Source organism: Flavobacterium sp., assembly GCF_021151785.1.
Classification (GTDB): Bacteria; Bacteroidota; Bacteroidia; order Flavobacteriales; family Flavobacteriaceae; genus Flavobacterium.
Genome location: NZ_JAGKWP010000062.1, coordinates 1 through 14,832 on the forward strand (window position 1 = coordinate 1; position 14,832 = coordinate 14,832).

15 protein-coding genes are annotated in these 14,832 nt (G+C 30.2%); 3 read left to right on the forward strand and 12 right to left on the reverse strand.

What is annotated here, in order from left to right:
• The first annotated feature begins 64 nt into the window (after positions 1–64).
• The 3 genes from QZ824_RS07610 to QZ824_RS07620 are packed head-to-tail and all read left to right on the forward strand — an operon-like array spanning position 65 to position 1,738.
• Positions 65–517 carry a MarR family transcriptional regulator gene (locus QZ824_RS07610; protein WP_291275424.1) on the forward strand — a complete coding sequence of 151 codons (453 nt, stop codon included), beginning with the start codon at positions 65–67 and terminating at the stop codon, positions 515–517.
• Between the two features lie 2 nt (positions 518–519).
• The gene (locus QZ824_RS07615) at positions 520–1,152 is read left to right on the forward strand and encodes an NAD(P)H-dependent oxidoreductase (protein ID WP_291275425.1); all 633 of its coding nucleotides are present in this window, start codon (positions 520–522) and stop codon (positions 1,150–1,152) included.
• 22 nt (positions 1,153–1,174) lie between these two features.
• Positions 1,175–1,738, forward strand: coding sequence for a YceI family protein (locus QZ824_RS07620; RefSeq protein ID WP_291275426.1), 564 nt, complete (start codon positions 1,175–1,177; stop codon positions 1,736–1,738).
• A gap of 68 nt (positions 1,739–1,806) precedes the next feature.
• Here QZ824_RS07620 and pdxH read toward each other — a convergent pair whose 3' ends face one another.
• The 12 genes from pdxH to QZ824_RS07680 form a co-directional block, all read right to left on the reverse strand.
• Positions 1,807–2,451 carry a pyridoxamine 5'-phosphate oxidase gene (gene pdxH, locus QZ824_RS07625; protein WP_291275427.1) on the reverse strand — a complete coding sequence of 215 codons (645 nt, stop codon included), beginning with the start codon at positions 2,449–2,451 and terminating at the stop codon, positions 1,807–1,809.
• Between the two features lie 15 nt (positions 2,452–2,466).
• Positions 2,467–3,372, reverse strand: coding sequence for a ribonuclease Z (locus QZ824_RS07630; protein ID WP_291275428.1), 906 nt, complete (start codon positions 3,370–3,372; stop codon positions 2,467–2,469).
• A 49-nt stretch (positions 3,373–3,421) separates the two neighbouring features.
• A complete protein-coding gene (locus QZ824_RS07635) occupies positions 3,422–3,754 on the reverse strand; it encodes a ribonuclease Z (protein ID WP_291275429.1) in 333 nt (110 codons plus the stop codon).
• 54 nt (positions 3,755–3,808) lie between these two features.
• Positions 3,809–4,738: an aspartate carbamoyltransferase catalytic subunit gene (locus QZ824_RS07640; RefSeq protein ID WP_291275430.1), complete on the reverse strand. Its 930-nt coding sequence runs from the start codon at positions 4,736–4,738 to the stop codon at positions 3,809–3,811.
• A gap of 27 nt (positions 4,739–4,765) precedes the next feature.
• Positions 4,766–5,299 carry a bifunctional pyr operon transcriptional regulator/uracil phosphoribosyltransferase PyrR gene (gene pyrR / locus QZ824_RS07645; protein ID WP_291275431.1) on the reverse strand — a complete coding sequence of 178 codons (534 nt, stop codon included), beginning with the start codon at positions 5,297–5,299 and terminating at the stop codon, positions 4,766–4,768.
• Between the two features lie 100 nt (positions 5,300–5,399).
• A complete protein-coding gene (locus tag QZ824_RS07650; RefSeq protein ID WP_291275432.1) occupies positions 5,400–5,981 on the reverse strand; it encodes a Maf-like protein in 582 nt (193 codons plus the stop codon).
• A 36-nt stretch (positions 5,982–6,017) separates the two neighbouring features.
• Entirely contained in the window at positions 6,018–6,401 is a 384-nt protein-coding gene (locus QZ824_RS07655; protein ID WP_291275433.1) for a methylglyoxal synthase, read from the reverse strand.
• A complete protein-coding gene (gene nhaA / locus QZ824_RS07660; protein WP_291275434.1) occupies positions 6,401–7,552 on the reverse strand; it encodes a Na+/H+ antiporter NhaA in 1,152 nt (383 codons plus the stop codon). The genes QZ824_RS07655 and nhaA overlap by 1 nt, the downstream gene beginning before the upstream one ends.
• Before the next feature lie 89 nt (positions 7,553–7,641).
• Positions 7,642–8,493 carry an N-acetylglucosamine kinase gene (locus tag QZ824_RS07665; RefSeq protein WP_291275435.1) on the reverse strand — a complete coding sequence of 284 codons (852 nt, stop codon included), beginning with the start codon at positions 8,491–8,493 and terminating at the stop codon, positions 7,642–7,644.
• Between the two features lie 120 nt (positions 8,494–8,613).
• On the reverse strand, positions 8,614–9,624 hold the full coding sequence (gene gap / locus QZ824_RS07670) for a type I glyceraldehyde-3-phosphate dehydrogenase (protein ID WP_291275436.1): 1,011 nt from the start codon (positions 9,622–9,624) through the stop codon (positions 8,614–8,616).
• A gap of 23 nt (positions 9,625–9,647) precedes the next feature.
• On the reverse strand, positions 9,648–10,634 hold the full coding sequence (gene pfkA / locus QZ824_RS07675) for a 6-phosphofructokinase (protein WP_291275437.1): 987 nt from the start codon (positions 10,632–10,634) through the stop codon (positions 9,648–9,650).
• Between the two features lie 140 nt (positions 10,635–10,774).
• Positions 10,775–14,832 (reverse strand): translocation/assembly module TamB domain-containing protein (locus tag QZ824_RS07680; RefSeq protein WP_291275438.1); only part of this gene is annotated, 4,058 nt, incomplete at its 5' end.

The following is a 14,832-nucleotide window of genomic DNA, read 5'->3' on the forward strand; positions in this document are numbered from 1 at the left end:
ACATTTGTATATACAAATAAAAAAATAGTCATACATTTGTATCTACAAATAAAGAACATTAGAAATGAAAATTGAAGCGATCATAAAATCTACTACAGCTATTTCTTTAGAAAAGAAAACTATGCTGAATTTGATTTATACTCAGCATTTAATTTCAGAAAAGTTTAGCGAATTATTAAAAAAACATGACTTGTCATCAGAACAATATAATGTATTACGCATTTTAAGAGGGCAAAAAGGTAATCCTGCCAATATGTGTATGATTCAAGAACGTATGATTGCTAAAACAAGTAATACAACACGTTTAGTTGACAAATTAGTTTCCAAAGAAATGGTGATTCGTAAAGTATGTCCAGAAAATAAGAGAAAAATGGAAGTTACTATTACTGAAAAAGGCATGAATGTTTTAGAGATTCTGGATCCAATAGTCATAGACTTTGAAAATCAATTCACTCAAAATTTAACACAAATAGAATTAGAAACCATAAACGAATTATTAGAAAAATTAAGAAATTAGTTATGAGTACATTTATTGAAAACCAAAACTGGCGTTATGCCACAAAAAAATTTGATGCTACAAAAAAAGTAGATGAAAGAGATATTGAAACTTTAAAAGAAGCAATTCAACTTTCAGCTTCTTCTTATGGGTTACAACCTTATAAAGTTTTCTTTATTGAAAATCCAGAAGTTAGAGCTCAATTACAACCTGCTGCTTGGGGTCAAACTCAAATTGTAGATGCTTCACACTTAATTGTGTTTGCAAGTATTAACAAATTAGATGAAGCTTACATTGATGCATTTATACAAAATACAGCTTCAACTAGAAACTTACAAGTATCTGATTTAGAAGGTTATGCTACCTTTATGAAAGGTGCAATTTTAAATCTACCTGAAGAAAAGATGGCAACATGGACCGCAAAACAAACTTACATTGCGCTAGGCAATTTATTAGCTGCTGCTGCTGAATTAAAAATTGATGCTACACCAATGGAAGGTTTTGAGCCAGAAAAATTTAATGATATCCTTGGTTTTAATGAAAAAGGATTGAATGCTACTTTAGTAGTGCCTATTGGATATAGACACGAAGAAGATGCATTACAACACGCAGCTAAAGTTAGAAAATCTGCTGCTGAATTGTTTGAAATAATTTAATTAATAACTAAATATTTATAAAATGAGAAATTTAAAATCAATTGCTTTAGCATTAGTTGCATTGGCTACATTTACAGTAAATGCACAAACAAAAAAAATCAATGTTTCTAAAAGTACTATCAACTGGGTAGGAAAAAAAGTAACAGGTGAACATACAGGAACAATTAACTTCAAAGAAGGTAATTTGGTTTTCAACAAAGGGTTAGTAAAAGCTGGAACTTTCACTGTAGATATGACATCAATTAATACTACAGATTTAAAAGGAGAATGGAAAGATAAATTAGACGGACATTTAAAGGCTGACGATTTCTTTGGTGTTGAAAAATTCAAAACTGCTACTTTAGTATTCAAAAATATAAGCACTAAAAATAAAAACAATTATACTGTTACAGCTGATTTAACAATTAAAGGAATTACTAAACCAGTAACTTTTGACTTAGTAGTTAATGGAAACACCGCTTCTGCTAATGTTAAAATTGATAGAACTAAATATGATATCAAATATGGTTCAGGAAGTTTCTTCTCGGACTTAGGTGATAAAACAATCAACGACGAATTTGAATTAAAAGTTAATTTGGCTTGGTAATATCAATTTTCAAAAAAATGCTATGAGAAAGAAATCCCGATACTAATTTGGTATCGGGATTTTTATGTTTATGGAGCAAGTCTTTCAATATTCCAAATATAATCTTCTTTTAATTGGTAACGAATACGATCGTGTAAACGATTGGCTCTACCCTGCCAAAACTCAACTTCTATAGGTCGAACCAAAAAACCACCCCAATGATCTGGTCTGCTGATTTCTCTCTCTTCATATTGTTGCTCTAACTCTTTTAATTTAGCATCTAAAAATTCTCTTGAAGGAATAACATCACTTTGATTCGATACTATTGCACCTAATTTACTCCCATCCGGTCTACTATCAAAATAAGCATCAGATATATATGAAGCTGTTTTTTCAGCAACGCCTTTTATAATGACTTGCCTTTCCATTATTGGCCAAAAAAAAGAAAGACAAATGTGTGGATTATTTAAAATTGCTTTTCCCTTTTCAGAATTATAATTGGTATAAAATATAAACCCTTCCTCATTAAATTTTTTCAGAAGAACAACCCTACTTTTTGGAAAACCATCTAATCCGATTGTGGAGACAGTCATTGCGTTTACTTCTTCATTTTCTGTATTCTCTTCAGCCTCATAAAACCACTTATGAAACAATTGAATAGGATCTTCTGGAATTGTATTCTCTAACAATTCACTTTTTTCATATGATTTTCTATAATTCGATAAATCTTTCATATTATCATTTTAAAATTAAAACTCAAATTCAACACCATCATCACCTAGCAGAACATTGTCGAATATTTCTTGGGCTTCTTCTTTAAATAAATTAATATCGCCATATCTAGTAGAATAATGTCCTAAAATTAAAGTTTCTACGTGAGCTAATTTTGCAATTGTTGCTGCTTGTTTTGCAGTAGTATGCATCGTTTTTTCTGCTAAAAGCGCTTCCTTTTCTAAAAAAGTAGATTCATGATATAGCACCTTTACATTTTTAATTATAGGTAAGATATCTTTAGTATATAAAGTGTCAGAACAAAATGCATAACTATTAGGCAAAGACGGTTCAAAAGTTAATTCAAAGTTAGGAATAATACGACCATCTTCGAGGTAAATATCTCCACCCATTTTAATTTTATTATAATATAATTTATCAATATCATAATTTAAAATGGCGGCCATATTAAGAGGACGTTCTATTATTTTTTCTTCAAATAAATAACCGTTTGTATAAACACGGTGTTGAAGAGGAATAGTAGTAACACGAACCTTATTGTCTTCAAAAATCACCTCACTCTCTTTAGAAGTTAATTCATGAAAATATAAATTATAACTTGTGTATGCATTTCCTAGTTTCAACAATAAAAGTATTGCTTCTTTAATTCCCTTTGGACCATAAATATGTAAATCTTTATCTCTACCCAATAGCATGAAAGTAGAAATTAAACCAATTAAACCAAAAAAATGATCTCCATGCAAATGTGAAATAAAAACATGCTCTATACGAGAAAATTTTAACTTGTGTTTTCTTAATTGAACTTGAGTTCCTTCTCCACAATCAATTAAAAACATATGATTTTTTAACTCCAACACTTGTGATGTTGGGTTAGTAATGGTTCGAGGTGTGGCTGCATAACAACCTAATATTTTTAATTTCATAATACCGTCAGAGAAAAATATTCTCAGTAATGACAAATTAAGAGGACACTTAAAAGCCTAAATCACGCTCAATTTCATCCATTTCAATTAAATCATGAGCTTCTAGTATTGAAGGAACAACCTTTAATTTAGCTGGAACTTTATTAAAATCAATATTTTCAGCCACAATAACCAGTGATTTATCATTTTTTATGTGGTTTTTAGTTAATTCTTGAAATTGCTTCAAGCCAGAAAGATCTAACGTTTTGTCGTGAGTTAGATCTAAAATCAAATTAGCATCTTTAAAAGTATTGTATTGAACTGTCAATTTTTCAATAAACTGTATATAGTTACTTTCTGTATCCTTAATAATTGTTGTATGTCCTTTACGCTCTACTTTCATATTATAATAAACTTTAAAATAAAATATGCTAAATTTGAATCAAAAATAATATATTTAATTCTTAATCTTACTAGCTAACAAATAAATTACCGCCATTCTAACGGCAACACCATTTTCTACTTGATCTAATATAACTGCATGTTTGCTATCAGCTACCTCTGAAGTTATTTCAACTCCTCTATTGATTGGTCCTGGGTGCATAATTACAATTTCTTTATTTAGACTATTTAAGATTTCATTAGTTAAACCAAATTGTTGCGTGTATTCTCTAGTATTTGGAAAATAACTAACATCTAATCGCTCGTTTTGAATACGTAACATGTTGGCTACATCACACCATTCTAATGCTTCTTTTAAATTAGATTCCACTTTAACACCTAAAGAATTAATGTAGATTGGAATTAAAGTTTTTGGTCCACAAACTCGAACTTCAGCACCTTGCATTTGTAATGCGAAAATATTTGAAAGTGCCACTCTACTATGTAAAATATCGCCAACAATAAGCACTTTTTTTCCTGCAACATCACCTAATTTTTCTCTTATTGTATAACTATCTAATAGTGCCTGTGTTGGATGCTCATGAGCGCCATCACCCGCATTAATAATGCTTGCATTTACATGCTGTGATAAGAAATGAGCGGCTCCAGGCGAACTATGTCGCATTACCACCATATCTACTTTCATTGCTAAAATATTATTAACTGTATCGATAAGGGTTTCTCCTTTTTTTACTGAAGATTGAGCTGAAGAAAAACTTATAACATCAGCAGATAATCGCTTTTGAGCTAATTCAAAAGATAACTTTGTTCGGGTACTATTTTCAAAAAAAATATTAGCAATAGTAATATCTCTCAAAGAAGGAACTTTTTTTATGGGTCTATTAATTACTTCTTTAAAATGGTCTGCCGTTTCAAAAATTAGATGGAGGTCATTCTCGTTTAGATACTTAATTCCAAGTAAATGATTAACGCTTAATTCTTTCATTTTATTGTTGTGTTGTTGTAGTTGTTGTTATTCAATATAAACGGCATCTTCTCCATCTTTTTCTTGCCATTTTACTTTTACTTTTTCATTGTTAATAGCGTCTACTTGCCTACCTCTGTAATCAGGTTGTATGGGCAAATCTCTGCTAAATCTTCTATCAATTAAAGCTAATAATTCAATAGATTTAGGTCGGCCAAAAGATTGTATGGCTGTTAAAGCTGCACGAATACTCCTTCCTGTATACAACACATCATCAATAAAAATAACTTGTTTATCTTCTACTAAAAAATCAATTTGAGTTTTATTTGCTTCAAGAGGCTTTTCATTTCTTCTAAAATCATCTCTAAAAAAAGTGATGTCTAATAAACCTAACTTTATATTATCAATTGCATATTCTTCCTTTAATATTTGAGCAATTCTAGTAGCTAAAAAAGAACCTCTGGGTTGAATACCAATTAAAATTGAATTAGAAAAATCTAAATGCTTTTCAATCAATTGACAAGCTAAACGGTGTAGTATGATATTGACTTCTTTAGAAGTAAGCAATATTTTTTGACTCATAACGGGTGTGTTGTTGTGTGTGTAAAAATACAAATTTCAATGATAATAGCAAAAATGAATTTGTAGACAAGAGTATCCTAATATTACTTGGTTTATATAATCACAAATTCATCAATTCATAATACAATCGATGCGTTGGCAAGCCTACTACATTAGCATAAGAACCTTCAATCTTTTCTATACCCACTAATCCAATCCATTCTTGAATTCCATACGATCCAGCTTTATCAAAAGGTTGATATAAATTTATATAATATTTTATTTCTGAATCAGTTAAATTTAAAAAAAACACTTTTGTACTTTCGTAAAAAGTAACACTTCTCTCTAGGGTTTTAATGCAAACTGAGGTAATCACTTCATGTGCTTTACCAGACATTTCTTGAATCATAACAAAAGCATCTTCTGCATTTTTGGGTTTACCTAGAGCTTTATTTTCCAACCAAACTATGGTATCGCTTGTTATTAAAATATCATTTTTTGTAAGTTCATCTGAAAGAGCATTAGCTTTTAATTCTGCCAAGTAATTAGTAATTTCATGTGCGTTCAAGTTTTCAGGAAACACTTCTTCAATTTCCTTCAATCGAATCTCGAAGTCTAAATCTAAATCTCTCAAAAACTGCTGTCTCCTAGGTGAACCAGAAGCTAAAATGACATGTTTATTGGCTAATTTTTCTCGTAACATCTTTTCAATTTAAGTCTAAGTCTTAATATTAAGCAATTAATCTAAAGTCAAAGCATTTAATAATAATTGCGCTGTTGCTTCATTCGTAGCAAGAGGAACATTGTGTACATCACAAATTCGAATTAACATATTAATGTCTGGCTCATGTGGATGACTACTCATCGGATCTTTAAAAAACAAAACCATTTTGCATTTTCCTTCTGCTACTCGAGCAGCAATTTGAGCATCACCACCTAGAGGTCCACTTAACATTTTTTTTACTTTAATTCCTGCAGCTTCTGCTTTACCTCCAGTAGTTCCAGTAGCAATAATTTTAATTTTCTCTTTATGTAAAATGGTTTTATTTTTATTTAAAAACTGAACTAAATCGGCTTTTTTACCATCATGTGCAATAACTGCAATTTCAAATTTTTTTTCCATTATTCTTCGGTGTAATTTTGTTTTAATATCGCTTTTAAATAAAGAAAACCAAAAATTCCTGCTAGTAACGAAGAAAGTAAAATAATTAATTTAGCATGATTAATTAATTCCACGTTTTCAAATGCTAATATCGTAATAAATATAGACATAGTAAATCCTATTCCTCCTAAGAAACCAACTCCAAAAACAACCTTCCAATTCAAATCATTAGGCAATTTGCAAATGCCTATTTTAACCGCAAAAAGCGACAGTAAAAAAATCCCAATAGGTTTACCAATAATTAACCCTAAAGCTATTCCAATACTATAAGTTTCTTTTATAATTTCTGAAACAGAACCTGTCATATGTATAGCTGTATTAGCCAAAGCAAAAATAGGTAAAATGATAAAAGCCACTGGTTGATGTAAATAATGCTGCAAAATATAAGAAGTAGATGTTTTATCACCTTTTCCATAAGGAATTGCAAAAGCAAGTAATACACCTGTAATTGTCGCATGAACTCCCGAATGCAACATAAAATACCACATAGCAATACCTCCGATAAGATACGGAATGAGATTTCGAACTTTAAAAAACTTACCTAAAGAATATAGCACAACAAAAATTCCTAGCGAAATTAATAAATTAGTCCAAATTAGATTTTTAGTATAAAAAAGGGCAATAACCAAAATAGCACCTAAATCATCAATAACAGCTAGAGCAGTTAAAAATACTTTTAGAGACGTAGGCACTTTATTTCCTAATAATGATAAAATTCCAAGGGCAAAAGCAATATCTGTCGCCATAGGAATTCCTGCTCCAGATTGAGTTTGTGTTCCAAAATTAAAATATAAATAAATACCAGCTGGAACTAACATACCACCAATGGCGGCAAATATGGGTAATAAAGCATCTTTGATGTTTGACAATTCACCTTGATAAATTTCACGTTCTAATTCAAGACCTATTAATAAAAAGAAAATGGTCATTAACCCATCGTTAATCCAATATTCTAGAGATTGTCCCGCAATTGAAGACATCCAAAAATGGTGATAAAATTCACCCAAAGAAGAGTTTGCTATTACTAAAGACAAAGCAGTACAACAGATAAGTAGTACCCCACCTATTTTTTCACTTTGAAAAAAATCGATAAAAAGTTGGGTAATTTTCATTTTCTAACAAATAAGGCTTATATAAGAATTACAAAGTTAAGAATAATAAATAAAAAAGCTTTGGTTGTTTACCAAAGCTTTAGTTACGATTATTTATTTGCTACATGAAATTCAATTAATCCATCTATAGGTCTTCGGAGTACATTTCCCATTTGTATACCATATTCAGACAAAATAGCTTTCAATTCATCTTTTAAATAAAAAGCAATGGAGCCCACAAAATGAACGGGTACTTCTTTGCAATTTTCATACTGCATGATGTAATTCTCTATGAAAGCAGTCATTTCTTCACGAATAAAACTTTGAAAAAGAACTTCTTCTTTATTTTTAATTAAAAACTCAGCAAATGTAGCTAGATAAGCATTTGGATTAGGCTCTTTGTAAAAATTTTGCTTGATGACATCAGCGTCCAAATCGAAATCCTTTTCAAATTTTTCTACTAAATGTTTAGGCATTTTGTTGAAATAATACGCTCTTATTAAATGTCTTCCAAAACGATTTCCACTAGCGTCATCCATAGCGATATATCCTAAAGATTGTACTTTTTGGTGTAATACATGACCGTCAAAGTAACTACAATTAGAACCAGTACCTAAAATACAAACGATTGCTTGTTCATTTTTTGGTGTTGTTGCAAAAACGGCAGCATAAGTATCTTCATATACAGTAATATTTGCATTTGAAAAATATTCTTGAAAAACATCTGTTAAAAAATTTTTCATTCTATCTGTTCCACAACCTGCTCCATAAAAAAATAAATGAGTTGCTTTATCTTTATTTTGAGATATATCAAATTTATCTTCTAATCGAAAAAGAATTTCTTCTTTGGTTAAAACTTCTGGGTTCAAGCCTAAAGATTGCGTAGTAAAAATTACTTTTCCTTGCTCATCAATAGCAATCCAATCGGCTTTTGTAGAGCCACTATCAACTAATAATTTCATGAATTTGTGTTAGCATTATAATTTCTTTCGAATGTACTTTATATTTTTAAAACTTGAAAAAAAATAGTTAAAAAAATAACACACTATGTTGTTAGCACACAATCTAAAAATGAATTGACTTTATTTCACATGGTGAATATGTACAGCTAAATCAATTAGTTTTGAAGAGTATCCATATTCATTATCATACCAAGAAACAAACTTAAAAAAAGTACTATTTAATCCAATACCTGCGCCTGCATCTACAATTGAAGTACGAGAATCAGATATGAAATCTTGAGAAACTACATCGTCTTCAGTAAAACCAAGAATCCCTTTCATACTAGTTTCAGCTGCCTTTTTCAAGACCCTCATAACCTCTTCATATGTTGTTTCTTTGGCTAATTTTACCGTTAAATCTACTACTGAAACATCAGCAGTAGGCACTCGCATAGACATACCCGTTAATTTACCATTCAATTCAGGAATTACTTTACCTACAGCTTTTGCTGCTCCCGTTGAAGCAGGAATTATATTTAACAAAGCTGCTCTACCTCCTCTAAAATCTTTCTTTGAAGGACCATCAACCGTTAATTGGGTAGCGGTTGTTGCATGAATAGTAGTCATTAACCCTTCTACAATTCCAAAATGATCGTTCAAAACTTTTGCTAATGGAGCTAAACAATTAGTTGTACACGAAGCGTTTGACACAATTTTATCGGTGGCTGTTACTTTATCATGATTTACCCCCATGACAAACATTGGAGCATCTGCAGATGGAGCTGATATTACCACTTTCTTGGCTCCTCCTTCAATATGAGCTTGCGCCTTTTCTAGTGTGGTAAATATTCCTGTACATTCCGCAACAATATCCACATTCACTTCTTTATCATCCCATTTAATTAATGTAGGATCTTTTTCAGCCGTTACACGAATATATTTATCATTTACATATAATTTACCCTCAATTACTTCAACTTTCCCATTGAATTTTCCATGAACTGAATCATATTTTAAAAGGTAAGCCAAATGATCCACTGCTAATAAATCATTGATAGCAACTACTTCTACATTATCTCTATTAAACGTTTCTCTAAAAACAATTCTTCCAATTCTACCGAAACCGTTAATTCCTAATTTTACTTTTGACATATTCTTATTTTTTCGTTTGTTTTTTAAATGGAGATGATATCCGATACTTTTACCAATTCATCATCTACCCTTGATTGTCCTTTTATTGCTTGCTCTAATGGTGTTAAAACTACCTTGTCAGCCAGAAGACCAACCATGTAATTCGTTTTACCGTCTAACAAAACTTCCACCGCTTTTACTCCAAGACGAGAAGCCAAAACCCGATCAAAGCAAGAAGGAGCTCCTCCACGTTGCATGTGACCAAGAACAGATACTCTTACGTCATAATCAGGCATATTTTCTTCAACATAATCTTTAAGCTCAAAAACATTTTTACCTATTTTATCTCCTTCTGCAACAACCACAATAGAAGATGTTTTACCAGATTCTTTACTCTTTTTCAGAGAATCAATCAAGCGTTCTAAACCTAGATTCTCTTCAGGAATTAGAATTTCTTCAGCCCCACCGCCTATTCCTGCATTAAGCGCAATATGTCCAGCATCTCTTCCCATAACCTCTACGAAAAATAGGCGATTATGAGAATTAGCCGTGTCTCTAATTTTATCAATAGCTTCTACAACTGTGTTTAGAGCGGTATCATATCCTAGTGTATGTGAGGTGCCATAGATATCATTATCTATTGTGCCAGGAATTCCAATAATAGGAAATTGAAATTCATTGTTAAATATCTCTGCTCCAGTAAAGGTTCCATCGCCTCCAATAACTACCAATGCATCTACTCCATTATCCTTTAAATGCAGATACGCCTGCTTACGACCTTCTTTATTCATAAAATCTTTCGAACGTGCTGATTTTAATATTGTCCCACCTTTGTTAATTATATTTTTAACTGTTCGTGGCCCCATCTCTTTAAAGTCACCTTCAATCATCCCTTGATAGCCTCTGTAGATTCCGATACATTCGACATTATAATAAGCACAAGCTCTCACTACTGCACGAATAGCAGCATTCATTCCTGGAGCATCACCTCCTGATGTTAATACACCTATTTTTTTAATTGTTGTCGTCATAACAAAAATATTATTATGTAAAATTAAGAAAGGGAATTAGTAAAATCATTATGAAAAAGTAAATTTTTTACGAAATTCTCAGTTTCAAACGATTTCGTTAAAAATTTTTTAAAAAAAAACAAAAAAAGGCTATTTTATCCCTACTCGATTTCAGGAACGATAGGTTTCTCTATTTTTCGCTTAGGTTCATTGCTCTGACGTTTTCTAGTCTCCTCAATAAAATTAATCATGTCTGGAGAAATATCAGAATCTGGTAAGTGGTCGATTGGATTATTAGTATTTACAGATTTACTTTTCTGTGACTTAAATAGTTTATGTAATAATTCTTTGAAATCATCAAAATCAACACTATAAGACAATCCTATGCCTTGTGTATATCCTGTATTTTGTCCAATAGAATAATAATTGACATCATTTTCTTTATTGAAGACATGAGCGGTTAGTGTTCCGTCATCATTCAACTTTAACTCAACTTCTACATTTCCGACTACATATGATTGATTAACTCCACCTACAGGAACTCCTACGTTACCGTTAATACTTAATTTATCATTAATTTGAGTAGAAAGTGTTACTAAAGCTCGATCAGAAATTTCTCTTTGTCTATCCCCTACTTGATAATCTACTCCAAACTGCATTTTATTTTCACCATCAGATAAAACTTCACCAAAGATACCTTTTGCAGTTTCTAAAAATGATCCATACCAAGCTGTATTATTAGCTGCGACAAAATTTCCTGTTGCTAATAAACCAAAAGCTTGTCTTTGACGGGTATCTTTATCTTGCAGGCGATAATCTATTTCACTTTTCAATGAAGATTGAACCGTTGGAAAATTGATATTAAAATCAGATTGAGGATTACTTAAATCTCCGTTAATAGCAATAACAACTTCTGTTGGTACCTTTTTATTAATTGTAGAACTTTCAACTAATACGCCAGGATTAGCTTGTGTAACGTAAACTGCCTCTAAATCAAGAACAGCTCCTAATGGATCACCATCCCATCGAATAGTACCTCCTTCTTTAACTTTAAAATCTTTGTTAATTAAATTTCCATATCGAAATAGATATTTACCATCATACACTTGATAATCTCCTGTCATATTGAATTTTCCAAGTGTATTAATATTCATATTTATGGAACCTTCACCTCTACCTTTCATGGAATGACCTGTTTCTCGATTTAATATAACTTCAATCTCTGCATCTCTAGTAATATCAAAGTTAAAATTCAGATCAATTCCTTGATAAGTTCTTGATGGTTTTGCTCCTTTCTTTAAACCATATTTTTCTTCATTAGTTAAAAAATGTAAATAACTTTCATCTCCAACTGTTTCTGAATCATTGACTGGAATTTTGATTGAAGTACCTTTAGCAGATTTACCATTTGCTTCAATAACTAGAGTTTCTACTGGTCCCTTTACTGTAGCGTATCCATCAAAATAAGCTTTTCCGTAGTAATATGTATCATCAGAGTCTTTAGTATCTAAAACTAATAAACGATCAGAAGCAATCTTCAAATTCATTTCCCAATCCTCTAATTTATTATGTTTAATATTTCCACTTAAAACACCTCTTGTCTTTTCATTAACATCTTCAACATTTATATTTCTAAAAATGAATTGTTCTTCTGTTAAATCAATAATAGAATTTTTATCAAAATTATAATCTACATTTAAATATGGAACTTTAAGTCCTGCATTATTTAGATACAGCACTCCATCAATTTCTGGATCTTCTAATGGACCAACGATATTGGCTCTACCGGAAGCAAAACCTCTAACATTATCAACAATTCCTTTTAAAAAACCTCCAATTGGTGCTATATTAAAACTTTGAAAACCTGCATCTAAAGACAATATTGGTTTTTGGTTTATAAATTCAACTATTCCAGAAGTATAAAAAGTTTCATTCTCTTCATTCAGTAAATTAGCATTTACATTGAATTTTCTAAAACTCTCATCTCCAGAGACATTTAACTTTAAATCACCTAATGCAATTTCATTGACTACTAAACTATCTACTTTCAAATTTGTAGACGGATCAAAAATATTCTTATTTTGTTTGTAAGTTACTGTTCCATTTACTTGTCCTCCAAAAGTTAAATTATCTAACTCAGGTGTAACTTTTGCTAAATCTACATTATCAAAAGTTAACGTAAAATCTTTAAAAGTAGAATCTTTCATAACACCTCTAAAATCGATAAATTGATCATTATGAGAAAGTGTTAATTTATTGAAATTAAAGTCTTTAAATTTTTTATCAAAAGTAATTTTATTGTCATCTGTATCTTGCTCATTAATAAACCATTGATACTTTTTAAATGTTATATCAGATTTTTTAAAACCAACCACAGATTGTTTATTTTCGTCTATAGTGTGATATAAGTTTAAATCATAAGTATCCTGTTTTTTGGGACCTCCTTTAAATTCAGTTCGAACAAAGAGAGTATCATTCATCGTTAAATTAATCAAATTAAAATCTGAAACTGTATAACTATCCGTATTTATACTATCTAACTGAATATAAGTGTTATATAATGGATTTTTATTATCAATATCGATATTAATATTATTAAATTTATTTCCAAAGGCATCAATCAAAGGCGATTTAAAATCAAACTGAAATAAACCTGCATCAGCATTAATTTTTCCTCTTGCAAATGTATTTTCAGCAATTTGAACTTCTGGATAAAATACTTCTAAAATTTTATTGTAAATCGTAAAATCGAAGTCTAAAAACTGATTTCTTTGCAAAATATGTGGCGAATAATTGGCATACAAACTTCCAACTGCATTTTCAACAATTTTTCTAATTTGATTTACTTTATACTTTCCTACAATTCTACCAGAGATCATATCAGAAGAAGTAAGTGTAATTGTTCGTAAATTATCAGCATCAAAAACAGAAGTTACATGAGCATTTTCAAAAAAATAATGATTATTTTGATTGTTATAAGTAATCTTTTCAAGATCAATAGTTCCAGCTAAGTCGTCAAAAGAATTTCCTAAAGCTTTGATTTTAATGTTTCCAGAAAACTCAGATAAAGAATCTCTCTTATAAAGATTAATTTTTCTAAGATTAGCATATTCAATTTTAACATCAAAATCATATTCCCGCTTCTTTTTGCTTAAATCAATTAATCCATTAAAGGTCAATTTCAAATTTGGATCGTTACTAGCTAATAAACCTTTAAAATAAGGCATTTTCATAGTACCATCAACATTAATATTTTGATAAGTATAGCCGTTAAATCGAATACTTTTCACATTACCTATTAGCTTTGTATTTAGATATTTCTTTGTAAATCCTTTTCCGTCTACTTCAATATTTGCTGATGCTTTACCTAAATTTTGTTCATCTAAAAAAGAACCTAAATCAAAATTATCAAGTAAAAATTGACCTTTATAATCGGCACGATCAATAGTATGCATGTTGTTGAGAACAAAATCGGCATCTACATGACCTAACTTAGAATATAAATCTACATCGGCATCAACCCATTGTTCTGTTAATTCTATGTCTCCTTTCAAATCTACTTTCCCTAATTTTTGTAATTGTTTAGGGAGGTTTTTACCTAACAATCTTGGTAAAACCTTTGAAACACTCTCTTGACTAGCTGAAAAACGATCAAAATTGCCTTTTAAATAAAAAGGTTGATTTTTTTTACCAAACATATTTTTTATTTGAAGTTTCCCAACAACTTCATTTCCACTTAAATCATTTAATTTTAGATTGGAAAATATCAAATTATTTAATGTTCCCTTGATACGTGAATCAATGTAAAATTTCTGATTTTTTCCAAATTCAGGATAAAAATAATTTAAATCATTACTCGCTATTTTTCCTTCTTTAATATCTAAATCAAAAACAACTTTATTATTAAAATCTTTGAAATCCTTTCTATCATAAAGTAATTCAGTTCTTCCTTTGAATGAGGAATTTTCAGTAATCAACTCTAATTCATTTAAAAGAATATTTTTTTTGGTATAAGTAAAATCTGTGGTTAAGTTCTTCATTACTAAACCTCTGTGATCTTTAAAAGACAATTGATAAGCATAAGCTGTTACATTTGAACCTTTTATATAGAAATCATCTAATTGCCCTTTTAAGTGGGTAAAATCTAAAACTTTTGGTGTTTTTAAATTTTCGTCAATGTATCTAAATCGCGAATTAATTAATTGTATAGAATTAATTT